General features: G+C 62.3%; 23 protein-coding genes and 1 pseudogene. 7 read left to right on the forward strand and 17 right to left on the reverse strand.

What is annotated here, in order from left to right; translation table 11 throughout:
* Positions 1–1,074 precede the first annotated feature (1,074 nt).
* Positions 1,075–2,595, reverse strand: coding sequence for a HAMP domain-containing sensor histidine kinase (locus AACY45_RS10660; protein ID WP_339545424.1), 1,521 nt, complete (start codon positions 2,593–2,595; stop codon positions 1,075–1,077).
* On the reverse strand, positions 2,592–3,308 hold the full coding sequence (locus AACY45_RS10665; protein ID WP_339545425.1) for a response regulator transcription factor: 717 nt from the start codon (positions 3,306–3,308) through the stop codon (positions 2,592–2,594). The genes AACY45_RS10660 and AACY45_RS10665 overlap by 4 nt, the downstream gene beginning before the upstream one ends.
* A 153-nt stretch (positions 3,309–3,461) precedes the next feature.
* Between AACY45_RS10665 and msrB the strand changes: the two genes are divergently transcribed.
* A complete protein-coding gene (gene msrB, locus AACY45_RS10670; protein WP_339545426.1) occupies positions 3,462–3,971 on the forward strand; it encodes a peptide-methionine (R)-S-oxide reductase MsrB in 510 nt (169 codons plus the stop codon).
* 69 nt (positions 3,972–4,040) lie between these two features.
* Positions 4,041–4,748 carry a peptide-methionine (S)-S-oxide reductase MsrA gene (gene msrA, locus AACY45_RS10675; RefSeq protein WP_339545427.1) on the forward strand — a complete coding sequence of 236 codons (708 nt, stop codon included), beginning with the start codon at positions 4,041–4,043 and terminating at the stop codon, positions 4,746–4,748.
* A gap of 6 nt (positions 4,749–4,754) precedes the next feature.
* On the opposite strand, the gene AACY45_RS10680 is transcribed toward msrA, so the two are convergent.
* From AACY45_RS10680 to AACY45_RS10695, 4 genes are all read right to left on the reverse strand, one after another.
* Positions 4,755–5,768, reverse strand: coding sequence for a sensor domain-containing diguanylate cyclase (locus tag AACY45_RS10680; RefSeq protein WP_339545428.1), 1,014 nt, complete (start codon positions 5,766–5,768; stop codon positions 4,755–4,757).
* A 142-nt stretch (positions 5,769–5,910) separates the two neighbouring features.
* Positions 5,911–6,648, reverse strand: a complete 738-nt coding sequence (locus AACY45_RS10685) for a hypothetical protein (protein WP_339545429.1) — start codon at positions 6,646–6,648, stop codon at positions 5,911–5,913.
* Positions 6,641–7,258 (reverse strand): hypothetical protein, encoded by a 618-nt coding sequence (locus tag AACY45_RS10690; RefSeq protein ID WP_339545430.1) that lies wholly within the window; start codon positions 7,256–7,258, stop codon positions 6,641–6,643. Before AACY45_RS10690 ends, AACY45_RS10685 begins: the two co-directional genes overlap by 8 nt.
* A 740-nt stretch (positions 7,259–7,998) precedes the next feature.
* Positions 7,999–8,943 carry a LysR family transcriptional regulator gene (locus tag AACY45_RS10695; protein ID WP_339545431.1) on the reverse strand — a complete coding sequence of 315 codons (945 nt, stop codon included), beginning with the start codon at positions 8,941–8,943 and terminating at the stop codon, positions 7,999–8,001.
* A gap of 102 nt (positions 8,944–9,045) precedes the next feature.
* Between AACY45_RS10695 and AACY45_RS10700 the strand changes: the two genes are divergently transcribed.
* Positions 9,046–10,221 carry an aspartate aminotransferase family protein gene (locus tag AACY45_RS10700; RefSeq protein ID WP_339545432.1) on the forward strand — a complete coding sequence of 392 codons (1,176 nt, stop codon included), beginning with the start codon at positions 9,046–9,048 and terminating at the stop codon, positions 10,219–10,221.
* 14 nt (positions 10,222–10,235) lie between these two features.
* Here the strand turns inward: AACY45_RS10700 and fnr are convergent, their stop codons facing one another.
* From fnr to AACY45_RS10730, 6 genes are all read right to left on the reverse strand, one after another.
* Positions 10,236–10,958, reverse strand: a complete 723-nt coding sequence (gene fnr, locus AACY45_RS10705; protein ID WP_339545433.1) for a fumarate/nitrate reduction transcriptional regulator Fnr — start codon at positions 10,956–10,958, stop codon at positions 10,236–10,238.
* Between the two features lie 98 nt (positions 10,959–11,056).
* Complete coding sequence (locus AACY45_RS10710) at positions 11,057–12,730, reverse strand: cation:proton antiporter (protein WP_339545434.1); 1,674 nt, start codon at positions 12,728–12,730, stop codon at positions 11,057–11,059.
* Positions 12,731–13,013: 283 nt separating this feature from the next.
* Positions 13,014–13,439, reverse strand: coding sequence for a bleomycin resistance protein (locus AACY45_RS10715; RefSeq protein ID WP_339545435.1), 426 nt, complete (start codon positions 13,437–13,439; stop codon positions 13,014–13,016).
* A 50-nt stretch (positions 13,440–13,489) separates the two neighbouring features.
* Positions 13,490–15,412, reverse strand: a complete 1,923-nt coding sequence (locus AACY45_RS10720; protein ID WP_339545436.1) for an alkaline phosphatase D family protein — start codon at positions 15,410–15,412, stop codon at positions 13,490–13,492.
* 73 nt (positions 15,413–15,485) lie between these two features.
* Entirely contained in the window at positions 15,486–15,764 is a 279-nt protein-coding gene (locus tag AACY45_RS10725; protein ID WP_339545437.1) for a hypothetical protein, read from the reverse strand.
* Positions 15,754–16,545, reverse strand: a complete 792-nt coding sequence (locus tag AACY45_RS10730) for an MlaA family lipoprotein (RefSeq protein ID WP_339545438.1) — start codon at positions 16,543–16,545, stop codon at positions 15,754–15,756. The genes AACY45_RS10725 and AACY45_RS10730 overlap by 11 nt, the downstream gene beginning before the upstream one ends.
* Positions 16,546–16,713: 168 nt before the next feature.
* On the opposite strand from AACY45_RS10730, the gene AACY45_RS10735 reads away from it, so the two are divergent.
* Both AACY45_RS10735 and AACY45_RS10740 read left to right on the forward strand, forming a co-directional pair.
* Positions 16,714–17,424 (forward strand): response regulator, encoded by a 711-nt coding sequence (locus AACY45_RS10735; protein ID WP_166589669.1) that lies wholly within the window; start codon positions 16,714–16,716, stop codon positions 17,422–17,424.
* The gene (locus AACY45_RS10740; protein WP_339545439.1) at positions 17,421–18,764 is read left to right on the forward strand and encodes an ATP-binding protein; all 1,344 of its coding nucleotides are present in this window, start codon (positions 17,421–17,423) and stop codon (positions 18,762–18,764) included. The genes AACY45_RS10735 and AACY45_RS10740 overlap by 4 nt, the downstream gene beginning before the upstream one ends.
* A gap of 212 nt (positions 18,765–18,976) precedes the next feature.
* On the opposite strand, the gene AACY45_RS10745 is transcribed toward AACY45_RS10740, so the two are convergent.
* Positions 18,977–19,852, reverse strand: coding sequence for a serine hydrolase domain-containing protein (locus AACY45_RS10745; protein ID WP_339545594.1), 876 nt, complete (start codon positions 19,850–19,852; stop codon positions 18,977–18,979).
* 11 nt (positions 19,853–19,863) lie between these two features.
* Positions 19,864–20,691: an AraC family transcriptional regulator gene (locus tag AACY45_RS10750; protein WP_339545440.1), complete on the reverse strand. Its 828-nt coding sequence runs from the start codon at positions 20,689–20,691 to the stop codon at positions 19,864–19,866.
* 93 nt (positions 20,692–20,784) lie between these two features.
* On the opposite strand from AACY45_RS10750, the gene AACY45_RS10755 reads away from it, so the two are divergent.
* Both AACY45_RS10755 and AACY45_RS10760 read left to right on the forward strand, forming a co-directional pair.
* Positions 20,785–21,678: an EamA family transporter gene (locus tag AACY45_RS10755; RefSeq protein ID WP_339545441.1), complete on the forward strand. Its 894-nt coding sequence runs from the start codon at positions 20,785–20,787 to the stop codon at positions 21,676–21,678.
* A gap of 93 nt (positions 21,679–21,771) precedes the next feature.
* Positions 21,772–22,113, forward strand: coding sequence for a potassium channel family protein (locus AACY45_RS10760; protein ID WP_339545442.1), 342 nt, complete (start codon positions 21,772–21,774; stop codon positions 22,111–22,113).
* Between the two features lie 15 nt (positions 22,114–22,128).
* Here the strand turns inward: AACY45_RS10760 and AACY45_RS10765 are convergent, their stop codons facing one another.
* The 3 genes and pseudogenes from AACY45_RS10765 to AACY45_RS10775 form a co-directional block, all read right to left on the reverse strand.
* Positions 22,129–22,458 (reverse strand): hypothetical protein, encoded by a 330-nt coding sequence (locus AACY45_RS10765; RefSeq protein WP_339545443.1) that lies wholly within the window; start codon positions 22,456–22,458, stop codon positions 22,129–22,131.
* 129 nt (positions 22,459–22,587) lie between these two features.
* Positions 22,588–22,677 (reverse strand): annotated as a pseudogene (locus tag AACY45_RS10770) (carbonic anhydrase); the annotation flags it as partial.
* Between the two features lie 63 nt (positions 22,678–22,740).
* A complete protein-coding gene (locus AACY45_RS10775; protein ID WP_339545444.1) occupies positions 22,741–23,781 on the reverse strand; it encodes an EamA family transporter in 1,041 nt (346 codons plus the stop codon).
* Between the last annotated feature and the right edge of the window lie 1,513 nt (positions 23,782–25,294).

Below are 25,294 nucleotides of genomic sequence, written 5' to 3' on the forward strand. Positions count from 1 at the left end.
GTTGGGCATCGATTCTCATCGAGGCGCGGGGTAGCTCCCCCACTCAGACGCCGAATAGATGAAAGCAAGCCAAACACGACATCAGAAACAGTATTGCAGAAAAGGGGGTAACCATAGATGTGGGAGCGGGCCGGGCGGCGCTCCGCTTGCCCGCGATGGGCATAGGTATCTACACAACTGTGGTGCGATGTTGCACTTGTGGAGAGAGAACCTGCTTGCGTAGTGACTTCTGGGCCGACCAGGATGTCGGATCCTGGTCCGAGTACATATCCATTTCGTCGGTAACGGCCACCTATGGTTCCGCTCTTACAGCGGCTCACTTTTGGAAGAGCCCAAAAGTAAGCAAAAGGCTCTTGCCCCACCACTTGGCACCTCGCTTGGGCTCGGTGTTCCCTCACTCCGGCTTGAATCCGTGGGCCGCCGCCACGCGCCATCCATGGCGCGGGGCGGCTAACCCGGCGTCCTGCCGGTTTACCCACGGATTCAAGCCTGCGTTCGGCCAGCGTGGTCAACGGGGCGCCCAGGATCAAGATCAAGTGCCAGAGCCAGAGCCAGAGCCAGATCAAAAGATCACTGACTTCGTCAGCGTCTTAGGAAGTAGAAGCTACACCGCGCATGCCCCAACGATCAGGTCGGCTCTAAGGCCGCCTCGCTTTGTTTTTGATCTAAGGCGCCCCGTTAACCACGCTGGCCGGAGTCCGACATTGATTTGGGGGGTAAACCGGCAGGACGCCGGTTTAGCCGCACTGGGCCAGGGATGGCCCATTGCGGCGGCCCCCCAAATCAATGTCGGAGTACGGGCATGCCGAGCCTAAGCGAGGCACCGAGTGGTGGGGCAAGAGCGTTTTGCTTACTTTTGCGCTTTTCAAAAGTGAGCCGCTGTAAGAGCGGAACCATAGGTGGCCGTTACCGACGAAATGGATATGTACTCGGACCACGATCCAGCATCCTGGTCGCACCACAGTATGTGTAGATACCTATGCCGCGATGGGGCCGGCACATTCAATGTTGATGGCGCCTGACACACCGCCATCGCCAGCAAGCGGAGCGTCGCCCGGATCGCTCCTTCAGGAGTCAGGCCTGCCCCGGGGTATTGAGGTTCATCGAGCGCACCGCCAAGGCCGCCGCCGTTGCTTCGTCCACCGCCAGTGAGAAGCACAGGGTCGCGCCCTGGCCTGGGACATCCAGCAGCCGTACCTGGCGGCCATGCAGCTCCAGGATCCGCTGCACAATCCGCAAGCCCAAGCCACCATCGCGCCGTGCGCCGCCAATGTTGAATGGGCGCAGGAACAGCCCTTCGCGCAGTTCGGCGGCAATGCCCGGGCCGCTGTCGCTGACGGTGATTTCGACGAATTTGCCCTGGGGTACCAGGCGGATCTCGATCACCCCACCGACCGGGGTGTACCGCAGGGCGTTGTCGAACAGGTTGGTCAGCACCCGTTCGATCAACCCGAGGTCGGCGCATACCCCCGACACGCTCGGCGCAAAACTGGCCTTGAGCTGCACGTGCCGGGCCTCGGCGCTCAGCTCGAATTTCTGGAAGATGTCCTGCACCAGGTCGGTCAGGGAGAAACGCTCCAGCACCGGTTGGACGAAGCCGTGTTCCAGGCGCACCAGTTCCAGCAGCGATTGCGCCAGGCCGCCCACTTTGCGGCTCTGGTCCAGGGCGATGCCCAGGTAACGCCGGCGTTCGTCCGGGGTCAGGCTGGCGTCCTTGAGGGACAGGGTTTCCAGGTAGCCATGCAATGAGGCCAGGGGCGTGCGCAGGTCGTGGGAAATGTTCGCCACCAGTTCACGGCGCTCCTGGTCCTGGCGGGTCAGGGAGCGCCATTGTTCGCCCAGGCGATTCTGCATCTGCCGGAACGCGGCGGCGAGCACGGCGATTTCGTCCTGGCTGGTGGGTGGTTCCACAGGGGCTGGGGCGGGCGCCGTGGCGGGGATGGCGTCGATGTCGAACCCCTTCACGCTGTCGGTCAGGTGTCGCAGGGGCCGGGTGATCAGGGTGAACGCGGTCAGGCCGGCAATCAGGCACAGCAGCGCCACCAGGCCAATCGACCACAAGGCAGTGTTCAGCGCTGCACTGGTGGCACCGCGCGCGGCCAAGCGGTCACGTTCTTCGCTGAGCAGCACCACATACAGATATCCGGCCTGCTGGCCGTTGACCTTGAGTGGCGCGGCGCTGAACACCTTGCGCCCGTCGAGGCTGCGCGGGTCGTCGCCGAGAATCGGCAGGCGTTCGTCGTTGAGCAAACGCTGCAAGGGTGCGAGGTCGACCTGTTCGCGGCGCAGGTGGCCCTCGGGCGCGGCATCGCCGATCACCCGGCCCTGATTGTCGAGCAGGTACACCTCGACACTCGGGTTGACCAGCATCAGTTGGCTGAACAGGCTACGCAGGGCTTCGGGTTTCAGGCCGTTGGCGTCCATCAACTGGGTGTCGCGGGCGATGTGCTGCGCCAGGTCGCGGGACAAGCCTTGCACCACTTCCAGCTCATGCATCTGGTTGGCACGCACCTGCATCCACACCGAGCTGCCACTGCAAATCAGCAGGAGCAGGGCGAACACCAGCGACAGGCGTTGGCTCAGGGTCAGCCTCATGTCGGCTCCTGTGCGCTGGCGAATTTATAGCCGCGACCCCAGACCGTGAGAATGCGCACCGGCTGCGCTGGGTCGGCCTCGATCTTGGCGCGCAGGCGGTTGATGTGGGTATTGACCGTGTGTTCGTAGCCTTCGTGGCTGTAGCCCCAGACCGCGTTGAGCAGGTCCATGCGCGAGAACACCTTGCCCGGCTGGCGGGCGAAGAAATACAGCAGGTCGAACTCGCGCGGCGTCAGGTCCAGGCGCTTGCCATGCAGCGTCACTTCGCGGGTGATCGGGTCGATGAACAGGCCGTCGTTGCTGAGGCTGCCGGCGTCCATCTTCAGGTTGCGTGCCATGGCATCGACCCGGCGAAGCAGAGCCTTGACCCGGGCCACCAGCTCGAGCATGGAAAACGGTTTGGCCAGGTAATCGTCGGCGCCCAGTTCCAGGCCGAGGATGCGGTGCATTTCGCTGGAACGGGCACTGGTGATGATGATCGGTGTGTAGCGCGCCATGGCGCGGGCGCGGCGGCAGATTTCCAGGCCGTCGACACCGGGCAGCATCAGGTCGAGAACCAGCGCGTCCCAGTGGCCCTGTTCGAGCAGGCGCAGGCCCTGGTTGCCGTCGGCGCTGTGTACCACCTCGAAGTGCTCGTCGCGCAGGTGCAGGCAGATCAAGTCGGCGATGTGGCTGTCGTCCTCGACCACCAGGACACGTTTTGGCTGGTCCATAAAGCTCCGATCCGGTTGCGTAGTGCGGCCATTGTGCGGCTTTTCCCGGCGCCCAGTTATCACGAATTGTTTAACTGTGCGTGAGGATTTGGCGATCACCTCAAGCCTAGGCTGTGTTCCAGGTTATCCACAGCACAGTGAAGGAGAGGGACCATGTACTCACGGCGACAGTTTCTTCTGGCCGGCGGCGGGCTGGGTGTTGCGGCGCTGGTGGCCGGCGTCCTGACCCAGCGGGCCACGCCCCCGGCGTTGATCGGCGCGGCGCAGGCGGCCGAGACGTTCGAGGTCAGCCACACTGACGCCCAATGGCGCGCTCTGCTCAGCCCCGATCAGTACCACATCCTGCGGGAGGAGGGCACCGAACGGGCCTACAGCAGTGCGTTGAACGACGAGCATCGCGACGGCACCTTTGCCTGCGCCGGCTGCGAGCTGGCGCTGTTTACCTCCAGCCGCAAGTTCGACAGCCACACCGGCTGGCCGAGCTTCTGGGCGCCGCTGCCCAACGCCGTGGCCACCCGCCAGGACCGCCGCTTCGGCGTGCTGCGCGAAGAGGTGCATTGCCGGCGCTGCGGCGGGCACCTGGGCCATGTGTTCGACGACGGCCCACCACCCACCGGCCTGCGTTACTGCATAAACGGCCTGGCCATGACCTTTGCGGCCTGACCCAGGGTTTTTACCTCGTTCAGTGGCGGCATTGTTTGCCACCCATTTTCCCCATCAGGAGTACCTTCCATGAATCGCCGATTGACCTGGCGTCACACCTTGTTCGGCCTGGCGCTTGCCGGCGTGGTCGGGCAGTGCCTGGGCTTTTCCCTGGGCGCGAGCGAAGAGGCGGTCGCCCTGGCCGCGCCCGTGGTTGACGAAGTGCCGAACACCGCCAGCGAAACCGCGGTGTTCGCCGGCGGTTGTTTCTGGGGTGTGCAGGGGGTGTTCCAGCATGTCAAAGGGGTGACCAGCGCGGTGTCCGGCTACGCAGGGGGGGCCGCCGAGACGGCGCAGTACGCACGTGTCGGCGAGGGCGATACCGGCCACGCCGAAGCGGTGCGAGTGACCTTCGACCCGGCCCAGGTCAGCTACGGCAGCTTGTTGCAGATCTATTTTTCGGTGGCCCATAACCCCACTGAGCTCAATCGCCAGGGGCCCGACCGTGGCACTCAGTATCGTTCGGCGCTGTTCGTGGATAATGCCCGGCAACAAAAGGTCGCCCAGGCCTACATCGCCCAGTTGGACGCGGCCCATGCCTTCAACGCACCGATAGTGACCACCGTCGAGCGTGACAGCGGTTTTTACCCGGCGGAGGACTACCATCAGGACTTCATGACCGAGCACCCCAACCACCCCTACATCGTGATCAACGACCTGCCGAAAGTGGCCCAGCTCAAACAGCTGTACCCGCAGCGGTATTCGGCGCAACCGGTGTTGGTGAAGGCCGGGAAGTAGGCTCGATTATTCACTGATCATGTTCTTGCCAACAATCTTGGAGCGGTACAGCGCCCGATCGGCGCGGTCCAGCAGGCCGGTCTGCTGCTCGTCGGCGAAGCGCTGGACCACGCCAAAGCTCATGGTCACCTGGTAGTCGCCCACGGGGGCCAGGCTTTCCAGTTCAAAGCGAATGGTCTCGGCCAGGACCCGGGCGGTGGTGATGGGGGTATTGGGCAGCAGCATGATGAACTCGTCGCCGCCCCAGCGGGCCAGCAAGTCGCCTTCGCGCACGCAGCGCTTGATGGTTTCCACCACGTGTACCAGCGCCGCGTCACCCAGGGCATGGCCGTAGTGATCATTGATGGCCTTGAAGTCATCGATGTCCATGGCGATCAGCGACAGCGGCTGGCGAAACCGCTCGGCGCGTTCGCATTCCAGGGGCAGGGCGGTTTCCAGGCGGTAGCGGTTGGCAATGCCGGTGAGGCTGTCGCTCTCCGCCAGTTTGCGGTTTTCCTGCAGTTGGAGCTGCAGCTGTTGATTGACCCGCGACAGCTCGCGGGTGCGTTCGTCGATGATTGCTTCCAGGGACTGGTTGCGTTGTTCGAGCTGTTCCACCAGGCGCTGTTTGTCTTCAATGCTGCGATGGGCGCCGATCATCCGCGCGACCGAGCCATCGGCGTTGCGGGCGACCACGTAGCCTTGGTCTTCGATCCGGGTGTAGGTGCCGTCCTGCATGCGGCAGCGGTATTGCGCCAGATAACGCGGCGTGCGCTGCTGCAGGTGGTCGTCGAACAGTTGCATGACCCGGGGGAAATCTTCCGGGTGGATCAGGCTTTCCCAGGTCAGCACGCTGTTTTCCAGGCCGTGTGGCGCGTAGCCCAGCATCTCGTACCAGCCACGGTTGCGGTAGACAAAGCCGGTGTTGGCGTTCCAGTCCCAGATGCCATCGCTGGTCAGGTCTAGAATCGCCTGCAGTATGTCTTCATTGAGGTCCACCGGGCGGACCTGCAATGGTTCGAATTCGGACGCATCCCCCATGATTGCTCTCCCTGCCGTGCTGATGCCGAAGTGGCCCTTGCGTCGCTGAGACTAGCCCAAGGCGCAAAGCCGCTCCAGTGCCGGGAGTCGCCGCGCCGGTGTAGCCTCTTGAGGCTACAACGCGGAAAGTAGCCTCAGGAGGCTACAGTGCCAGGATCCGCGTTACCGCCAGTCCGATAGCGATGCTTAAGGTAAAGCTCAACAAGGTGCCCAGCAGTACGTATTCGCTCAGCGAGCGGACCTTGGCGCCCTGGATGTCATTGAAGCGCAGGATGCTTTTGGCGGTGATCAGGAACCCCACGGCTTCCCATTGCTGCAACAGGACGAAGGTCAGGATCAATACCCGCTCCAGGTTACCGATCAGCGCACCGGCATTGGCCAGTGAGCCGAGCTTGTCGACTTCCTTGATCCACGGGGCGAGGGCGGCCCCGATCACGCTGGACGTGGGCCGCAACACCAGCAGGTAGGCCAGGGCGATCAACAGGTTTGGCGCGCTCACCAGCCCTGTCAGCCAGGTGCGCCAGGGCACGGCGGCACCCTCGATCGCGGCCCAGACCCCGAGGATCGCCAGCAGGCTCAGGCCCTGTTCCAGGATGAAGCGGCGCACCGGATAGGACGCGGAACGTGGCAGCAACCCATGCAGCGCCGCTCGCGCCACGGCCAGCGACAGCGCGATCAGTGCGGCCCAGGGGAGCGGGTTGGCGGTCAGCGCCAGCGCACTGAAGTAGCCGAGCCCGGCAATCCCGGCATAGCTTGTCAGCGCCCGCGCCCGGTGTACCCCGGTGGTGGCTGCGCTGAACCAGCGTTTCCATGGCAAGGAGAAGTCGGCCAGCACATGGATCAGCAGCAGAATCAGCAACAGGGTGCTCGGCTCAGCCATGTTGCAACTCCTCGATCCATTGATGGGTGCGTTCCAGGAAACGATCCAGCAAACGTGCCTGGGCCCGTTGCAGCGCCTTGTTGACCGTGACCCGGGACTTGCCCAGGTAGTGGGCGGTGCTCGACTGATCGCCCTGGCTGGTCAGGTGCACGCCGTAGGTCTGGGCTTCCACCTGGGTCCATTGTTCGATGATGGCGCCGACAAATTCGGTCACCAGCTCCGTGCGCTCGAGAAACTGGCCGTTGCTGCTGAAAACCCCCAGGGTCGATTTTTTCAGGCTGTCCAGGCCTTGCCCGGATAGCACGAAGACCTCGCCGTAGCCTTGGTCTGCTTGTGCCGCCCCGAGGCCGATGGCGATGCGGGCGTCCCAGCGCTCGCCTTTGGGGCTGGCGGCAATCAGCCCGGCCCGCAAGGCCAGCGCACAATCGAACGCCAGCCCCGGTTGCTCGAGCACCAGTTGAAAGCCATCGCCACGGAAGGTGTCGGCGCTGGCGCCGTAGCGCTGGTTCAAGGTCGCCAGCACCCTGGAAAGCGCCTCGATGTACGCCAGGGTGTCGTGGGAGTGCTGGGAGTGAATCAGGTCGCCGGTCAGGACTGCCTTGATGGTCATGCAGGTTCCTAGAGGAAAGACGTAGTGCATAAAAGTAGCCTCTAAAGGCTACATTTGCAAAAGTAGCCTTTAGAGGCTAATCCATGCCGTGATTTGACTACGCCGCTGTCGTAGGAGCAAGGCTTGCCCGTGGCGGCTAACCCGGCGTCCTGCCGGGTTACCCACGGCTTCAAGCCTGCGTTCGGCCAGCGTGGTTAACGGGGCGCCCAGGATCAAAAGCCAGAGCCAGATCAAAAGATGGCTGACTTCGTCAGCGTCTTAGGAAGTAGAAGCTACACCGCGCATGCTCCAACGATCAGGTCGGCTCTAAGGCCGCCTCGCTTTGTTTTTGATCTGAGGCGCCCCGTTAACCACGCTGGCCGGAATCCGATATTGATTTGGGGGGTAAACCGGCAGGACGCCGGTTTAGCCGCACTGGGCCAGGGATGGCCCATTGCGGCGGCCCCCCAAATCAATGTCGGAGTACGGGCATGCCGAGCCTAAGCGAGGCACCGAGTGGTGGGGCAAGAGCGTTTTGCTTACTTTTGCGCTCCAAAAGTGAGCCGCTGTAAGAGCGGAACCATAGGTAGCCGTTACCGAAAAAATGGATATGTACTCGGTCTAATTCAACATCCTGGTCGGCCCAGAGTTGACGACCCAAGCAGGTTCTCTCTCCACAGGTGCAACGTCGCACCACAGTTGTGTAGATACCTATGCCGCGATGGCGCCCTTGAGATCGTGATCGCGAGCAAGCTTTGCTCTTACGGTGATTTGTGCGATTTGGGTGCGCCGGGCCCGGTCCCTTGTTTGCCCCACATCTGCAGTGCGAACTCGACAAAGCAGCGCAGCTTGGGCAGGCGGTAGCGGTCCGGTGCGTAGACCAGGTTCATCGGCCGGCGGGGCAGTTGATAGTCCTGCAGCAGCGCCACCAGCTTGCCGTCGTGCAGGTCTTGTTGCACCAGCGCATCGGGCAGCATGACCACGCCCATGCCGGCGCGGGCGGCCTGGTGCAAGCCGGGCGCACTGTTGATCATCATCGGCCCGCTGACCGGCACCCGCACCTCGCCTTCGGGCCCGGTCAGTGGCCATTGCTTGCCCACCGCGCTCCAGTCATCGCCGACGGGGTAGGCGTAGGTCAGGCAGGCGTGGTGGCTCAGCTCGGCTGGCGTGCGGGGCACTCCTCGGCGTTCCAGGTAGGACGGGGCGGCGCAGATGGTCAGGGTGAAGTCCATCAACGGCCGGGCGATCAGTCCCGACGGCTCGGGAGTGCCCAGGCGAATGGCGGCGTGGACACTGTTGTCGATCAGGTCCACGACCTGCTTGCTCAGCACCACATCGACGCGGATTTTCGGGTACTGCTGGGTGAACAGGTGCATGGCCGGCGCCAGGCATTCGGAGCCGAAGCTGGGTGGGGCGGCGATACGCAGCATGCCTTGGGGTTCATCTTGCACGCTTTCGGCGAGTCGTTCGCTGTCTTGCACCAGCCCCAGCACTTCCAGGCACCGTTCGTAGTAGGCCGCGCCAAACTCGGTCAGGCGCTGGCGGCGGGTGGTGCGGTTGATCAGGCTGACGCCCAGGCGTTGCTCCAGGGCGCGCAAGTGGTTGCCCACCATGGTGGTCGACAGGCTGCACTGGCGGGCGGCGGCGGTCATGCTGCCGGTCTCGACCACTTTGACGTACACCGTCATGGCCAGGAATAGGTCCATTATCAAGTCCAGCTTCAAGATGATTGAAGTTTCAGGCTGTTTATCCAGCTCAGGTGGCTAACGATACTGCAAAAACACCGAACCCTGCTGGAGCACGCTGCCATGACCGCCGCTTACCTGATGAGCACCTACCAACCCCTGGCCCTGAGTTTTGCCAAAGGCCTGGGCACCCGCCTGTGGGACCAGGCCGGTCGCGAGTACCTGGACGCGGTCGCGGGCGTGGCGGTGACCAACGTCGGCCACTCGCACCCACGGCTGGTCAGTGCCATCAGCGAACAGGCCGGCCTGTTGCTGCACACCTCCAACCTGTACAGCATCGACTGGCAGCAGCAACTGGCGCAAAAACTCACTCGGCTGTCGGGCCTGGAGCGGGCGTTCTTCAGCAATTCCGGGGCCGAAGCCAATGAAACCGCGCTGAAGCTGGCGCGCCTGTACGGCTGGCAAAAAGGTATCGAGCAGCCCTTGGTGGTGGTCATGGAGAACGCCTTTCACGGCCGTACCCTCGGCACCCTGTCGGCCAGCGACGGCCCGGCGGTGCGCCTGGGCTTCGGCGCCTTGCCGGGGGATTTCCTGAAAGTGCCGTTCGGCGACCTCGCCGCGCTGGATCAGGCGCACAAGGATCACGGGCAGCGCATCGTGGCCATCCTGATGGAGCCGATCCAGGGTGAGAGCGGCGTGCAACTGGCGCCGCCGGGCTATCTGAGCGCGGTACGCGAGCGGTGCAACCGGCGCAACTGGCTGCTGATGCTCGATGAGATCCAGACCGGCATCGGCCGTACCGGGCAGTGGTTCGCCTTCCAGCACGAGGGCGTCGTGCCGGACGTCATGACCCTGGCCAAGGGCCTGGGCAACGGCGTGCCGATTGGCGCGTGCCTGGCCCGGGGCAACGCTGCCCGGCTGTTCACCCCCGGTAGTCACGGCAGCACGTTTGGCGGCAACCCGCTGGCCTGCCGGGTAGGCTGCACGGTGCTGGAGATCATCGAGGAGCAAGGTTTGCTGGACAACGCCAGGCGCCAGGGCGAACGCCTGCTGGCACGGCTGCACGCCGAGCTCGATGGCCTGGCAAACGTGGTGGCGATTCGTGGCCAGGGCTTGATGATCGGGATCGAACTGAGCCACTCGATCCGCGACCTGAGCCTGATTGCTGCCCGGGATCATGGCCTGCTGATCAACGTCACCCGGGGCAAGACCATCCGCCTGCTGCCGCCCCTGACCCTCGATGAGCGTGAAGTGGAGATGATTGTGCGTGGGGTGTATGGGGTCTTGAAGGCGTCATGAACACGCCGTCGCGCCTAGCGGTTGGACAGCTCGCACAGTGAGGGCGCGTCAATGATCTGGATGTATTTGCCCTGCGCCTGGATCAGGCCTTGCTGTTGCAGGAAGGTGAACGTGCGGCAGGTGGTCTCGGTGGCGATCCCCAGGTAGTTGGCGATTTCCTGGCGGGTCATGCTCAAGCGAAACTGATGGGCCGAGTAGCCATTGGCGTGAAAGCGCACCGAGAGATTGATCAAAAAAGCCGCCAGGCGCTCCTGGGCATTCTTCTTCGCCAGCAGGCGCATCATGTTCTGATCGTCACGGATCTCGCGGCTCATGATGTGGATCAACTGGCGGCGCAGCTTGGGGATTTTCTCCAGCAGGTGCTCCAGTTGGTCGAAGGGGATTTCGCACACCGTGGTGGTTTCCTGGGCCTGGGCCGTTGAGGTGTAGGCGTTCAGGTCCATGGCGGAGAAGCCAATCAGTTCACCCGGCAAATGAAAGCCGATGATGTGTTCTTCGCCATTGCTGTTGAGGCTGGAGGTTTTCAGGGTGCCGGAGCGGATCGCGTAGATGGAGGTGAAGGGGTCGCCCTGGTGGAACAGGTAGTCACCTTTGCGCAACGGGCGTTCGCGTTTGATGATCTCGTTCAACGCGCTGATGTCCTGGCTGTTGAGCGCCAGCGGCAGGCATAGGGAGGCTAACTTGCAGCTTTTACAATGCAGCAGTTCGGCGTGCTTGAGGGCGACAGGAATGAGCATGTTTTAGCCTTGAGAGAATCGTCGGGCGTCATCGAGGGGCACAGTCGCTCCATGAGCGCGCCCGTTTATCAGCGACTGTTGATGGGGGGTGAGGGTCTCTACAGCAAGCGGTAGCGATTGCGCCGCACGTCCTCGATCCGCAGTTGCACACGCTCTTTGGAGGTGCCCAGCATGATCAGGGTGTGGGCGGCCAGGGTCAGCGTCGACTCGAGCACTTCGGGAATGACCTCGGTGGCGCCGGCGGCTTTCAACTCCAGGGTCTGGCTGTCGTCCTGGGTGCGTACGATGATCTCGATGGTGCTGTTGATCTGGCGCACGGCGAGGGTAATGGCCATCGCCGCGTCCGGGTCATTCACCGCGATCACCACCAGGCGGGCGCGACTTATCCCCAGGGCGTTGAGCAGCTCCAGGCGCCGCGAATCACCGTAGTGCACGTGCTTGTACTCGGCCCCGTGCTGGATCTGCGCCGGGTCATCATCGACCGCGACAAATCGATACTGCTCACCCTGCAAGACACGGCCAATGGCCTGGCCAACGCGGCCGTAGCCACAGATGATCACGTGGCCCTGCAGTTTCTGGCTTTGCTGGGCAATTTCATCCATGTTGACCACGTCGTTGGGCGCCCGGTGCAGGCGCTTGGCGATGGCCGGGGCGACTCGCAGCATCATCGGGGTGACCAGCATCGAGCAGAAGGTCGCGGTCAGCAACAGCCCACTCAGCTCCTTGGAAACCAGGTTGTTGGCTTGCATCTGTGTCATCAAGGCAAAGCAGAACTCGCCACCCTGGGCCAAGGCCAGGCCGCTGCGCCAGGCGGTTTCGCTGTTGCTGCCAGTAAACCGCAGGATCAGGGCCACCACCACGCCCTTGGTCACCAGCAGCGCCAGGGTCAAGCCGACAATCAGCAAGCCGTGGCTCTGGAAGATTTTCAGGTCGATCAGCATGCCGATACTGACAAAAAACACCCCGAGCAAAATATCCCGGAACGGCCGGATGTCGGCCTCGATCTGATGGCGATAGCTGCTTTCACCCAGCAACATACCCGCCAGAAAGGCTCCCAGCGCGGGTGACAGTCCCAGCAGGTGGGTCAGCCAGGCCGTCAACATGACAATCACCAGGGCCAGCAGTACGAACAGCTCGGCCGAGCGCGAGGCCGCGATCTCGTCGAACAGCTTGGGCAACAGCCAGCGGCTGATCAGGAACAGGCCGACAAACAGCGCCACGGTCTTGCCCAGGGTAATCGGCAGGGCCCAATACCAGGCTTGCCCGGATGTCCCGGAAAACACCGGCACCATGGTCAGCAGCAGGACGGCGATCACGTCCTGGAACAGCAGCACGCCAATTGCGTTCTGGCCATGGGGGCTGAGGACCTCGCCCAGGCTGGTCAGCTCTTTGCTGACGATGGCCGTGGACGACAGCGCCAGGCCGGCCCCCAACAGCACCGCGGCACTGGGCTGCAAGCCGGCCATGTACAGGGCACCCCCTAACAGCACGCTGGAGACCAGCACCTGCAGGCTGCCCAGGCCGAACACCACTTTGCGCAGGGCGAGCATTTTCGACAGGGAAAACTCCAGGCCCAGGGAAAACAGCAGGAACACCACGCCCAGCTCCGCCAGGTAGGGCAGGCCTTCGGAGTCACTGACCCAACCCAGCGCCTGCGGTCCCACCAGCAGGCCGACACACAGGTAGCCAAGGATCGGAGGCAGGTTCAAGCGCCGGAACAGCGCAATGACCACCAACGATGCCGTAAGAATTATGAAAATATCTCTGAGCATGGGGCGTTCTCTGAGTGATTGCACAGCGTGTCAGGCAGATGGGTGGTTGCGGTGTGGCGCTGGACATTCAAGGTGCAGCAAGGTTAGTCCAGCGGTGACTGGAGCGCGAAGTCGGCGCACTGCGCAACGGTGTTTGCCGGCTGACGCGCCCCCGACAAGCAAGCCGCCGACCGGGTTCTGATTGCCTTAATTAGGGGCGCGCCAGGCCCGGAGCGTCAATCGCGCCAGGGGCCAAATAAGCATTATTGATAAATTGATAACCCCGTCAGCGCGGGGTATGGCGCTAGCGGACAGGTCTTTCGCCCAAGGCTTCGGCCAGTCGCAACAGGTAGCCGTCGGGGTCCTGCACGATCAATTCACGCTGGCCGACTTCCACCTCGCCAGAGCGATACCAGGCATCGGCAAAGGGGCGGAACAGCGGCCATTGCACCGCCGCGAGGCGAGCCAGGATCGGTTCGACCCGCTCCACCGTCATCTGGAAATTGATCCCACGGCCAAACGGCGCTTGCAGCGCGCCGGTGTGCCATTGCCCGTCCTCGGCGAAGTACTGTTCGAGCATCACTTGCACACCGTCGAAATCCAGGTAGGCAAACCCTTCTTCGGGGCGCTCGTAGGCGATCTGAAAACCAATCAGGTCGGTCCAGAACGCCAGGCTTTGCTGGAGGTTGCTGACCGTCAGTTCGGGGACCATCTTGTTTCGTGTGAGCATACGTATCCTTCGTAAACCAAGTGAGTTCAGCGAGTGTGTGGGGGCGCAGGTCAAGCGTCAGTCGGCGCCACCATCCGGGTTTTTCCGGTGCCATTGGCGTTGTGCTGGTAGACCGCTTGCGGCTGGCCCTGCTGATTGAAAAACACCTGGCCGATGCCTGCCGAATTCCACAGGCGCTCGCCGGCTTCTGCGTGCTCTGGCACATGGGGCACCACCTGCATGCGCCGGCGCTTGGTCAGCCAGTTGAGCGGCGAGCGCGGCGAGTATAGCCAGCGGTTGAGGCGGTCGAACCACTCCAGCAGGCTCGGCGGAAATTCATTCTTGATGCCGCTGCTGGTGATCTGCCAGATCCGTGGCCCGGCGGTGCGGTGGCGGATCAGCACCTCGTAGACGAACGAGTAATGCACATCGCCGGAGAGGATTACGTAATTGCCGGGTGTGCGCGAGTGGCGAAAGATGTTGAGGATCACCTGGGCCGCGCCACGGTGGGCCATCCAGTTTTCCGCGTCCACCAGCAGCGGGTAGCCGCACCAACTGAAGACCTTTTGCACGGTTTCGATCAGCTTGACGCCGAACACCGGCGCCGGCGACACGATGATGGCGCAAGGGTGGTCGAGCAGTTCCTGCTGCAGTTCGCTGAGGGCTTCCCAGTCCAGCAGGCCGGAGGGCTGCTTGAGGTTGAACTCACTGCGCCAGCGCCGGGTGCGAGTGTCGAGCACCACCAGTGCCGGGGTGGTCGGCAGCACGTAGTGCCATTGCTGGAATTTCAGCAGGTCGCTGATCAATCCATCCTGGGCACTGTTGTCCAGGTAGCCACCCTGGGGGTTGAGGCCGCGGATTTTTTCCAGCAGCGCGGTGAAGGCATCCGGGTTGTTGCCCCAGCCCTGGCACAGCAGGTAGGCGAGCAGGGCGTTGCCGATGATGCGCTTGGAGAACGGATGGCCGTAGGCGGTTTCTTCCCACTGGGCGCTGAGGTTCCAGTCGTCGGTGATGTCGTGGTCGTCGAAGATCATCAGGCTGGGCAGGTGGGCGAACACCCGGGCGACCTTGCCCAGCCCCTGCTTGAAGCCGTCGATCCGGGTTTGCTCAAGGGCGTAGCGCTCACGCCGCTCGGGGGTCAGCACCGGTGGCTGTGGGTCGATCAGGGTCCAGGCGGTCGGTGCCCACACCAGCAGGTACATGGCCATGACTTCGGCGAAGGTCACCAGGTGATTGTCGGCGCTGCTGCTGGTGAAGATCGGTTTGCGCGCACCGCCGAAAAACCGCTCGCGCAGGCTGTCGTTACTTTCCAGCGCCGGTAGCAGGTCGGCGCGATGGTAGTAGCTGGCCGGGTGCTGGTAGAGCGCGGCGCTGTCCTGCACCACGGCGCCGTCCAGGTGCTCGCCGTACAGCCCCAGGCGTTCGATCAGTGCATGGATGGCCCGCAACATGGGGCCGGCCACATCGTCGGCGTAGACCTGGTCGCCACTCATCATCAGCAGTGCCGGACGCTGGCTCGGTTCAGGGGGCGTCGCCAGCAACTGGTCGACGCAGAGCAAGCCGTCGTTGGCCGAATGATGGGGTTTGCGGCACGAGCCGTGCAGCAGTTGATCGATGCGGCTGCGCAGGACGAAGTTCGGGCTCTGTGTTTGGTCGTAGAGCAGGTGCGGGGCCCACTGGGCAATGCCGACCAGGCTGGCGTCGTGCTCGTGGATCAACAGGTCGTAGTCGATGCTGACGTCCTGAGGCAGGGCGCTGTCCAGGTGGATGTCGATCAGGTGGATAAAGGCATGGGTGCCAACCGGGATGACCTGGCACTGCGTCGCATCGAGGACCAGGTCGCCAAAAGGCGCCAGGCGCAAGGTCAGCGCCAGCTCCCGCGACCCCACCAGCCACAGCACCAGGCGCGTTGGTTCCAGGCGCCGCAACAGCGGGCCGACCAGGACGGCGGGCAAAGGTGCGCAGGTGTTGGGTTGCGGGGCTGGCGTGGACATCCGGGGCTAAGCTCCAGGGCAAAATTAGCCGGCGATGATAACCCAACTTGAAGGCGGCCCTTGTCGACGCGGCTCAGTTCATTGCCTGGCGCTTCGGCAGCTCCTGGCCTTGCTCCACCGGCAGCGCTTCGCCCTGGGCGATGATCCAGCGCAGCAGGGCGGCCACCGATACCCGATGACTGCGCTCGACCCACTCCACGCCTTCGGGGCGATAGAGTTCGATGTAGCGGCTGAGGATCAGTTCGCGCTCGTCCTCCGACAGCCGCAGGCTGGTTTCGCTGCAGTGCAGGCCGGTGTTGGCGCGTTTGACCAGGCGTTGTTCGAGCATCAGCGACGGGCTGTTACGTGGCATCGGTTGGAGCTTCTGTGCAGAGATCGTTGTGTAGCCCGGACGCGCCGCGTTTGCCGTCCTGGACAAAGTCCGCGCGTTTTTCGGCGCTGACGTCACGCAGTGCACTGTAGTAGTCCGGCAGGGCTTGCAGGGCGTCGGTCAGCGGCAGGGCTTCGGCGCGTTTGTCGATGGTGCCACCGACACTGGCCACGGTCGTCAGGGTTTCTGCGGTGTTGCTGTTGTCGCCGAACGGGTTGACGGCCACTGCCAGTACCTTGCCCACGGCATCGCGGCTGTTGGCGGTGCCCAGCACCGGGACTTCGACGATCGGTCCGTCTGGGATGCCCCAGACGCCGAAGGTCTGGCCGAAGTCCGAGCTGTGGCGCGGAATTTCCAGGGAGTCCGAGACATCGATCACCCCCAGCAAGCCGGCGGTGCTGTTGAGGGTGAAGCGCCCCAGGGTGTTGAGCGAGCGCTTGCCGTTACCTTGCAACAGGTCGTTGAGGAACACCGTTGGTTCGTTGAAGTTGGTGGTGAAATTGTGCAGACCCAACTGGAAGAATTCCGGCGTGTAGCCGTAACCCCGGGCGACCGGCGCGACGGCGTACTCGTCAATCACCTGGTTGAAGGCGAAGATCCCGCGGTTGACCGGCTCGGCCGGGTCGTACAACGGGTAGCTGACTTGCGCGCAGGTCATGGGGTTATCGGTCGAGGTGCGACTGGAGCATCCGTACAGATAGGTCAAGCTCAACAGCAGTGCGGCATTGCGAAACAGTGCAGGGGAGCGCTTGAACAAAGGCATGGCGAACAGTCTTCGTAGAAAAGGAGCTTGATCCTGGCATCTGCGTCTTGCGCAAAGATGTCTGGTTTTTTACCGCCTCGACGCTTTGTGACCGGGATGAAATAAATGACGCGGCGCGCCGAATGGTTTTAGATATCCGCACTATCAGTCGTTGAGTGATGCCCGCCGGTGAGCCATCTTTTGATCGTGGACGACGACCTTGAGGTCCTCGATCTGCTGAGTAAGTTTTTTGTCCAGCAAGGTTATGACGTGGCCGTGGCCACCGACGGCGTCGCGCTGTGGGCGGCACTCGAGCAGCAAATGCCGGACCTGATCATCCTTGACCTGATGATGCCCGGCGACAACGGCCTGACCCTGTGCCAGCGCCTGCGCCAGCAATACACCACGCCGGTGATCATGCTCACCGCCATGGGCGAGCTGAGCGATCGGGTGGTGGGCCTGGAAATGGGCGCCGACGACTACCTGAGCAAGCCCTTCGACGCCCGCGAATTGCTGGCGCGGGTGCGTGCAGTGTTGCGCCGGGTGGGCGAAGTCCGGCCGTTGACCGGCCAGGTGCCCCATCCGTTGATCAAATTCGCCGATTGGCAACTGGACCTCACGCGCCGCGAATTGCGCTCGCCCGACCAAGTGATGATTCCCTTGTCGGCCGGCGAGTTCGACTTGTTGCTGGTGTTCGTCGAGCACCCGCAGCGCATCCTCACCCGTGAACTGCTGCTGGACCTGGCTCGCGGGCGTACCCATGAAGCCTTCGATCGCAGCATCGATGTCCAGGTCAGCCGCTTGCGGCGCAAACTGGAAATCGACAGCAAACGCCCGGAAATGATTCGCACCGTGCGCAACGGTGGTTACCTGTTCACGCCCAGTGTGACCCGTCAATGAAAGGCTGGCGGGCGGGCTGGTGCCTGCGCTCGCGGGACACCGTGACCCGCTGGATAGCCCTCACCACCATCCTGGCGATGCTCACGTCGCTGGGCTTCTACGCCCTGTTTACCCAGGTGGCCGGGGTGTGGGCGTATCCACCGCTGACCGAGACCGGGCTGCTGGAGAAACTCTCCTCCCTGAGCCGAGTCATTGCCGCCTCCGACCCCGCGCAGCGCCCGCAACTGGCCGCTGCCGCCAGTGACAGTAGCCTGGGTATCCGCTGGAGCCAGAGCCATGCGGCCCTGGGTCTGCCGGTGACCTCTGAGGCGGCCACCCGGGCCAACACGCCGAAGGCCCATCAACTGTTCAACAGCCAACACCTGGAAGCCTATCAACCGACGGACTGGCCACAACAGGACGGTCAGTACGCCATGGCGATGCAACTGAGCGACGGCTCCTGGCTGATGTTCAGCATGCCTTCGCGCAGTTGGGGCCTGGAGCATTGGGCACGCAACCTGATCGTGATTGTCCTGGTGCTGTTGTCCACCGGCCTGGTGGCGCTGATCGCCACCCGCCGCCTGGCCCGGCCGTTGCAGACCTTCGCCCAGGGCGCGCGGCGCTTTGGCGTGGACTTCCGGGCGCCGCCGATCAAACCGTTGGGGCCGCTGGAAATCCGCCAGGCGATCCTCGCGTTCAATGCGATGCAGGCCCAGTTGCAGCACTTCATCAAGGACCGCACGCAGATGCTGGCCGCCATCTCCCATGACCTGCGCGCGCCGCTGACCCGCATGCGCCTGCGCGGTGAGTTCATCGACGACCCGCAACTGCAGGCCAAGCTGTTCCGCGACGTCGACGAGATGCACGCCATGATCAACTCCAGCCTGGAGTTTTTCCGCGACAACGCGCGTCTCGAAGAAGCCACGCCGTTCGATCTGGCCGAGCTGCTGCAAACCCTGATCGACGACTACCGCGACCAGTCCATCGACATCCCCTTCAGCGGCCCACCCCGCCTGGCCTACCTCGGCCGCCCGCTGGGGCTCAAGCGGGTGATCACCAACCTGTTGGAAAACGCCCTCAAATACGCCCGCGAACCGGCCATTGAACTGCGCAGCCACGACGACCACGTGACCATCCGCGTGCTGGACCGCGGTCCGGGCATCCCCAAGGAAAGCCACGAACAGGTGTTCGTGCCGTTCTATCGCCTGGAAGGCTCGCGCAACAAAAGCACCGGCGGCGTCGGCCTCGGCCTGTCGGCGGCGCGGGCGATCGTGCTGGAGCATGGCGGCGAGCTGACCGTGAGAAACCGCAAGATCGGCGGGCTGGAGGCGCGGGTGGTGTTGCCGGTGTTGGAGGGGTAGGTAGAAGTCATGCCCCGTTGATGATTTTTGTTGTTCGCAGATTTTGCGTACACCCACAAAACCTGTGGGAGCGAGCTTGCTCGCGATAGCGGTGTGTCAGGCGCGGTAGATGTTGAAGGTGTCGGCCCTATCGCGAGCAAGCTCGCTCCCACAATAGTGATTTTGGCTATTCGCAAATTTTGCCTACACCCACCCAAAAAGGCGCAGTCGGGTTATTGGGCACTGCCCAAGGCTAGCCTCAAGTCACGAACCACGGCCTTCTCGACCTCCCCATCCACACCACCCTGCAGAAACGCCCCACAGCTCGCCGAATGTTCGCCATCCGTGGCCCGATAAATTGCGACCACGCTGCCGGGCCCACCGCCGGTATGCCCACAGAGCTGCAAGCCCCCGGCAATCGCGCCGCTCATGACTCCCAGGCCATAACCGGCAGTCACCCAAGGCCGGCCAGGAATCGGACCGCCTAGCTGGCGCAGGGTCTGCATCTCGGTCAACAACTGATCCGGCAGCAACTGTCCGGCGAGCAGCCGATCAAGGAAGATCACGGCCTGTTGCAGTGGCCCGAGCAACAGGCCGTGATAGACCCACGCCGGATCGTAGGCAGGGGCCCTACCTTGCAGGTCGCCGGGCACGCTGGCGAGCCGCACCTGGACGATACCCAATGGCGCCAGCGCCCGCTGGATCAGGGCCTCTTCCAGCGCCAGGCCGGTGACCCGCTCAATCAGTCGGGCGATATACAGGTAACCGACATTCGAATAGCCCCAGCCACTGCCCGGCGCATAACGCAGCCGTGTCGCGTCCAGGCGTTGCAACATCTCCTCGGCCGGCCACGCCGTCTCATGCCGGGCAACGGCCGCGTGGTACTGCGCCAGTTCGCCGTAGTCCGCCAGCCCGGCTTCATGGCGCAGCAGTTGGCGCAAGGTGAACGGACCGTCCGGGACCGGTTCGTCCAGGGCCACCAGGCCGTCGCGCACCAGGGTCAGCGCTGTGGCCGCCAGCACGGTTTTACCGAAGCTCCACCAGGGCACGCTGGCCTGCTCGGCGGCGGGGAGGAGGGGCTGACCGTTCTGTATCGTGCAGGACATCATCAAGGCAGTACTCATCCATGGGGACCTTTGTGTGAGTGAAGCGCCAGTGGCTCATCAAGCCGGGTCGTTTGCGCGAAGTAGCGACTCGGCGCCTGCCCCAGCACCCGCCGAAAAACCCCGGTGAACGCACTCGGGCTGCTATAGCCCAGATCGGTTGCGACCCGCGTCACGGGCTCGCCATTGCCCAGGCGCACCACCGCCATCAACAGGCACGCCTGCTGGCGCCACTCGACAAAACTGATTCCGGTTTGCTCGCGAAACAGCCGGGTAAAGGTGCGGCGGCTCATGGCGACCTGGCGACACATGTCATCGATCCCGACCGCCAATGACGGCTGCCTCAGCAACGTGCTACAGGCCAGGGCCAGGCGCGGTTCGCTGGGCAGTGGCGCATTGAGCGACAGCGGCTGCATATCGGCGATTTCGTGCAGCAGCAGGTTCATCAGGTGGCCGTCGCGCTGGTCCTCGGCATACAGCGCCGGTACGTCCATGGCGCGAATCAGCAGTTGGCGCAGCAACGCCGAGACACCAAACACCTGGCAGTACGCCGGCAGGCCGAGGCGCGTGGCGGCAATGGGGCGGATGTAGCTGTTGAGCATGGTCACCGGCCCGTGCATGTGCATTTCGTGGGGGACGTGGGCCGGGACCCAGACGGCCCGTTGTGGGGGCACCACCCAGTTGCCCTGGTCGGTGAGCACCGTGATCACTCCGCAGGCGGCATAGGCAAATTGCCCACGTTGATGGCTGTGCCGGGCGAAATGCAGGCCGTCGCCGTAGTCGTTGGCAGTCACCACGGCATCGCGGGGCGTGTGTTCGTAGGGATCGATATCAATGTCGCGCATGGCCCAAATCTACCGATCTATGACCTGATAGTGCAAGCGGGCCGTGGCGCTCATTCCCCATAGTGTCGACCTCATTTTGTGGAAGGGCTCGGCATGCAAAACAAACACCTGATCCTCGCCGTGTTGGTGACGGCGGTCTGGGGTCTGAACTTTCCGGTCACCAAGCTGGGGCTGGCAGCGATTGACCCGCTGTTGCTGACGGCCCTGCGCTTCGCCCTGGCCGCGTTGCCCTGGGTGTTTTTTGTTCGCCGTCCGCCGATCGCCTTGGGCTGGTTGGCGGCCTATGGGCTGATTTTCGGGGTGGCGATGTGGGCGTTGATCAACCTGGGCATCGAGCTGGGTGTGCCGCCCGGGACGGCGGCGCTGCTGGTGCAGTTCAGTGCCTTTTTCACCCTGGGCTGGGGCGTGCTGCTGTTTCGCGAGCGCTTGCGCCTGGGTCAACGAGTGGGCGTGGGGCTGGCCGTGGTGGGCTTGCTGTGCATCATCGTCAACAGCCCCGGCCAGGCCACGACGTTGGGCTATGCGCTGTTGTTGGTCAGCGCCTTCAGTTGGAGTGTCGGCAACGTCATCATCAAACAGTCGAACGTGCGTGAGATGTTTGCCTTTGTGGTGTGGGCCAGCCTGTTTCCACCGATTCCCTTGTTGCTCCTGACCTGGCTGGCCCATGGCTCGGCGCCGTTTACCGGGTTGGTCCGGCACTTCGAGTGGCTGGCACTGTTTTCCCTGCTGTTCCAGGTCTACGCGGCGACCCACTTCTGTTACTGGGGTTGGAACCTGTTGCTGCGCGAGTACCCGGTGTCCAGGGTGGCGCCGCTGTCGTTGCTGATCCCGCTGTTCGGGGTGGCCGGCTCGGTGCTGATGCTGGGCCACCGGGTGGATATCAATGAGGGGTTGTCGATGCTGTTGATACTGGCAGCGCTGGTGGCAGGGTTGATCCCCGGCCGCCGGGCTCAGCCCAAGACACCGGCGCCCATGGCACACAAATAATCAACAATTGACCTGGATTTTCCGAGGTTTGTGCCAAGCTCAAGGGGTCCCCTATGCGTCTTCATCCCGGACCATTCCCAGGAAGCCCACACCATGACATCCACCCGTTCAGCGCTCGTGCGTCGCGAGTTCTACAAAGCCGTCGGATTCTACTTTCGCGTCGTCTGGCCGATTTTCTCCATCCTGTTTTTGCTGATCGTGGTGGTCGGCCTGATCATCAGCTACCTGGAGGGTTGGTCGCCGTTGGACGGCATCTACTTCGGCTTTGTGACGGGCTTGACCATCGGGTATGGCGAGCTGGTGCCCAAGCTGGGCGTCTCGCGGGTGCTGGCGATTCTGCTGGGGTTCAACGGCGTGCTGATGACCGCGATATTCGCGGCGATCAGCGTGCGGGCGATCGAAGTCGCGGTGCGTGCGTCGGGCAAGGAAGAGTAGGACACGCCTGGGGCATCACTGAATGTCTTTCAGGTAATCCCTGAGCGCCAGGAGCGGAGCCTGCATCTGCTCCAGCGTCTGTGCCTGGCCGAACGCCGCGGCCAGCCGCTGCAGTTCACGGCCCATGGGCTTGTCCACCCCGCCCAGGGCCTCCAGCGCCAGGCCAACACAGGTCGCCACCTTCAACTGGATCGCCGCCACCTCGCCCCGCCGTACCAACAACTGGAAAACCTCCCGCTGGTACTCGTCCATGATCGGATCGTCACGCAGGATCGGGCTTTGGCCTTCGCTCTCGTGAACCAGCTTGAGGGCGAAGAGGGCGACGGTTTCCAGGGGGCGGTCCATGGGAGTGGGTCCTTGTGCGGTGGTGTGGGTCACTTTTCTACGGGCGAAAAAAGACCTTGATAAACAAGGTCTCTTTTTAACTGGCTGGCCGATTATATCTCAGGGGTAGAGGATTGCAGCCAGCGCGGCTCAGGCAATCAGCTCGACTTTACCGGGCGCCAGGCGATAGATACCACCGACGATTTTCAGATTGCCCTTGTCGAGTGCATCCGGCAAGACGAAGAAAATGACGACGAAGCCTGGCAAGGAATTCAGATAATGCTCTATGCCCAGGGCTACCCCTCAGTGTTTATGCCGGTGATGGATATCAGGAAAGTGTGGGTGGCTATGGAGTATGGAGGTATGTTCGTGCACATGGCTATGAGGCTGAGATACATCCCACTCAAAGGCGTGTTCATGTTGATGGTGCTCGTCGTGAACGTGCTGATGGTCATGTGTCTGCGGATCGTGTTGATGCTCGTGTGAATGACTCTCGGTGAGGTGGATCCAGACTCCAATCCCCATCAGGCCCGCCGCAACCCAAAACACCCATGACACGGCTTCGCCCAGAAACAGAACTGAAATAGCTGCTCCCAAGAAGGGAGCGGTAGAGAAATACGCGCCGGTCCGCGCTGTTCCCAGTCCCCGTAACGCCAACACGAAAAGCACCAGGCTCACGCCGTATCCTAAGAAACCTATGAGTAGCGTTGGTCCGAGCAGCGACAACTCGGGAAGATGCATGCCAAGCGCAATCCCCAAGGTGCAATTGACCACCCCGGCGACCAATCCCTTGATACCTGCAATGAACAAGGCGTCCGATGCTGAAACCTTGCGAGTCAGGTTGTTATCGACGGCCCAACAAAGACATGCGATTGCTACTGCAGCCGGGCCAACCCAGCCATTGCTCTGTGCTGAAGTTTGAGGCCAACCCAACATTACGCCGCCTGCCACTATCGCGATCATTCCAATGACGATCCGCCTATCAGCGTTCTCCTTGAAGACCATCCACGCCAGTAGTGCGGTCAACACGGCCTCAAGGTTCAGCAACAGCGAAGCGGTAGTGCCGGAGGTCAGGGTCAGTCCAAACATCAACGACACCGGCCCCAGCACCCCACCGAAAACAATGGCGCCAATAAGCCACGGCCACTCCGATGCAATCAGCCCGACAGGCTGCCAGCCGCGATCACGGATCAACCGACTGACCGTCAAGCCCAGGCCGCTTCCCAGGTACAGCAACCCGGCGAGCAAGACAGGAGAGATGTTCAGCCCCAGAACCTTGGCAAGCGGTGTGCTGGCACCAAAGAGCGCTGCGGCACCCAAGGCGTAGAAAATGCTTTTGGTCATCATCCGATCCGTAGCGAGGGTGTCGATGGGGAACACGATACTCGTCGTAGGCGGATAGCGCATTGGGTCGTGGTGGGGGGGGCTGAGAAGCTGGGGGGGGGGTTAAGAGCGTGGGGGCGGAGAGCGTGCTGTTTGGTTTTTTCTCAGGGGGCAAGCAGAGGGATGCAGAGGCAGAAACCCAGGCACAAAAAAACCGGCTCAATGGCCGGTTTCTCTGGGTCTGAAAGCCTGGTAGAGACTTTCAGATACTGCTATATGGTGCCCGAGGGAGACCGGAGTCTTCCATATAATCCGTGGCCTACAGCCGGATTATGTAGTTAGGGATACACGCAGGGATACAGCTTGCTTGGGCCTATGATCGCACAATCCTAGATCTGGTCGTAAACGACCCGCAATCCCCGCGCTGCTTTGCCAAGAATCTAGCTGGTGTGGCAAGGGTTGCAGCAATGGTAGCAACCATTAATTCTTAATGTGGGGTTTGCCCCACGAGCGGCGCTAACGGCGCCGGTGCAGGTTAGGTGATTTCCGAGTGATACCTGATTCTCCAAGAGCGGCATGAACCTACAGCCAGTCGTCGTGTTGTGCACTTCGTAATCGCCGTTCGCTTGAACGTTCCTATTTACGATAAATGATTGCATTTGCTAGTCCTCGCTTCCGTGTGTCGGATCGTTAATGACTCAACATTCTTAACCATATCTGCTGGCTGGCCGGGTGCGTGATGACCAGCAGGAATGGAGGTTAGTCGGAGGATGGCAGAAAGCAATCAGCTGCCCAAAAGTCGCCGGGGCCCCTGGGAGTATTTAAAGGATACGGGGTCGGAAACCCGCGAGATCTTGGTAGCGACAGTTCTCCGAGCTTACTGAAATTTCGGCGTTGAAATTGAAAGGATATTGAAGAGAAAAGGGCATCGTTACCGCAACGGTAAAGGTGAGCCATTGTGTTGCTGATAGCGAACGGTTAGGCGAGGTCAACCTTGGGAATCGTGTCAACCACGTCAACCTGTCAACCGACGTAGAAAACTCAGTCGCTACCAAGATGCTGCGGGTTCTTTGCCCCGTGTCATTCCGAAATGCTCAGGGTCCCCGGCGACCTCCCAACATCTTGTGCAATTGCACTGGTGAACTGTGCGTTCACCCGGTTCACCTGTTCACTAAGCTGGGCACCTGTCCGCTAACACGATGTCGCGGGTTTCCGACCCCGTGTCTCAATGAAAACCTCAGGGGCCCCCTGCAGACCGTGGGAGATGCACCTGAAGTTCGCTGGAGGGATTGATGCTACCGGGGAGCGGGGCTCGTATCTGTTCAAAATGCAGTGTAACTCGTGTAACTGGTGTAACCAGAATCGCTAAACTATTGTATTTATTGATTTTTATTGGAGTTACACCGATCTGGCACACCAATTTTCAAGCGTGTAACTGAGTCAAGTCGTGTAACAGTTTCAGATGAATGCAGGGAGCTTCAACTGGTTGACCGCCCATTATTAATGGTTCGCCGTCGATAATCATCTGGCATCA

The sequence above is a fragment of the Pseudomonas sp. RA_35y_Pfl2_P32 genome (assembly GCF_963970735.1).
GTDB lineage: Bacteria > Pseudomonadota > Gammaproteobacteria > Pseudomonadales > Pseudomonadaceae > Aquipseudomonas.

Excerpts from the sequence above, each read along its gene's own strand:
- AACY45_RS10660 (WP_339545424.1), bottom strand. The coding sequence starts at position 2,595 with ATGAGGCTGACCCTGAGCCAACGCCTGTCGCTGGTGTTCGCCCTGCTC.
- AACY45_RS10665 (WP_339545425.1), bottom strand. The coding sequence starts at position 3,308 with ATGGACCAGCCAAAACGTGTCCTGGTGGTCGAGGACGACAGCCACATC.
- msrB (WP_339545426.1), top strand. The coding sequence starts at position 3,462 with ATGTACTCACGGCGACAGTTTCTTCTGGCCGGCGGCGGGCTGGGTGTT.
- msrA (WP_339545427.1), top strand. The coding sequence starts at position 4,041 with ATGAATCGCCGATTGACCTGGCGTCACACCTTGTTCGGCCTGGCGCTT.
- AACY45_RS10680 (WP_339545428.1), bottom strand. The coding sequence starts at position 5,768 with ATGGGGGATGCGTCCGAATTCGAACCATTGCAGGTCCGCCCGGTGGAC.
- AACY45_RS10685 (WP_339545429.1), bottom strand. The coding sequence starts at position 6,648 with ATGGCTGAGCCGAGCACCCTGTTGCTGATTCTGCTGCTGATCCATGTG.
- AACY45_RS10690 (WP_339545430.1), bottom strand. The coding sequence starts at position 7,258 with ATGACCATCAAGGCAGTCCTGACCGGCGACCTGATTCACTCCCAGCAC.
- AACY45_RS10695 (WP_339545431.1), bottom strand. The coding sequence starts at position 8,943 with ATGGACCTATTCCTGGCCATGACGGTGTACGTCAAAGTGGTCGAGACC.
- AACY45_RS10700 (WP_339545432.1), top strand. The coding sequence starts at position 9,046 with ATGACCGCCGCTTACCTGATGAGCACCTACCAACCCCTGGCCCTGAGT.
- fnr (WP_339545433.1), bottom strand. The coding sequence starts at position 10,958 with ATGCTCATTCCTGTCGCCCTCAAGCACGCCGAACTGCTGCATTGTAAA.
- AACY45_RS10710 (WP_339545434.1), bottom strand. The coding sequence starts at position 12,730 with ATGCTCAGAGATATTTTCATAATTCTTACGGCATCGTTGGTGGTCATT.
- AACY45_RS10715 (WP_339545435.1), bottom strand. The coding sequence starts at position 13,439 with ATGCTCACACGAAACAAGATGGTCCCCGAACTGACGGTCAGCAACCTC.
- AACY45_RS10720 (WP_339545436.1), bottom strand. The coding sequence starts at position 15,412 with ATGTCCACGCCAGCCCCGCAACCCAACACCTGCGCACCTTTGCCCGCC.
- AACY45_RS10725 (WP_339545437.1), bottom strand. The coding sequence starts at position 15,764 with ATGCCACGTAACAGCCCGTCGCTGATGCTCGAACAACGCCTGGTCAAA.
- AACY45_RS10730 (WP_339545438.1), bottom strand. The coding sequence starts at position 16,545 with ATGCCTTTGTTCAAGCGCTCCCCTGCACTGTTTCGCAATGCCGCACTG.
- AACY45_RS10740 (WP_339545439.1), top strand. The coding sequence starts at position 17,421 with ATGAAAGGCTGGCGGGCGGGCTGGTGCCTGCGCTCGCGGGACACCGTG.
- AACY45_RS10745 (WP_339545594.1), bottom strand. The coding sequence starts at position 19,852 with ATGATGTCCTGCACGATACAGAACGGTCAGCCCCTCCTCCCCGCCGCC.
- AACY45_RS10750 (WP_339545440.1), bottom strand. The coding sequence starts at position 20,691 with ATGCGCGACATTGATATCGATCCCTACGAACACACGCCCCGCGATGCC.
- AACY45_RS10755 (WP_339545441.1), top strand. The coding sequence starts at position 20,785 with ATGCAAAACAAACACCTGATCCTCGCCGTGTTGGTGACGGCGGTCTGG.
- AACY45_RS10760 (WP_339545442.1), top strand. The coding sequence starts at position 21,772 with ATGACATCCACCCGTTCAGCGCTCGTGCGTCGCGAGTTCTACAAAGCC.
- AACY45_RS10765 (WP_339545443.1), bottom strand. The coding sequence starts at position 22,458 with ATGGACCGCCCCCTGGAAACCGTCGCCCTCTTCGCCCTCAAGCTGGTT.
- AACY45_RS10775 (WP_339545444.1), bottom strand. The coding sequence starts at position 23,781 with ATGACCAAAAGCATTTTCTACGCCTTGGGTGCCGCAGCGCTCTTTGGT.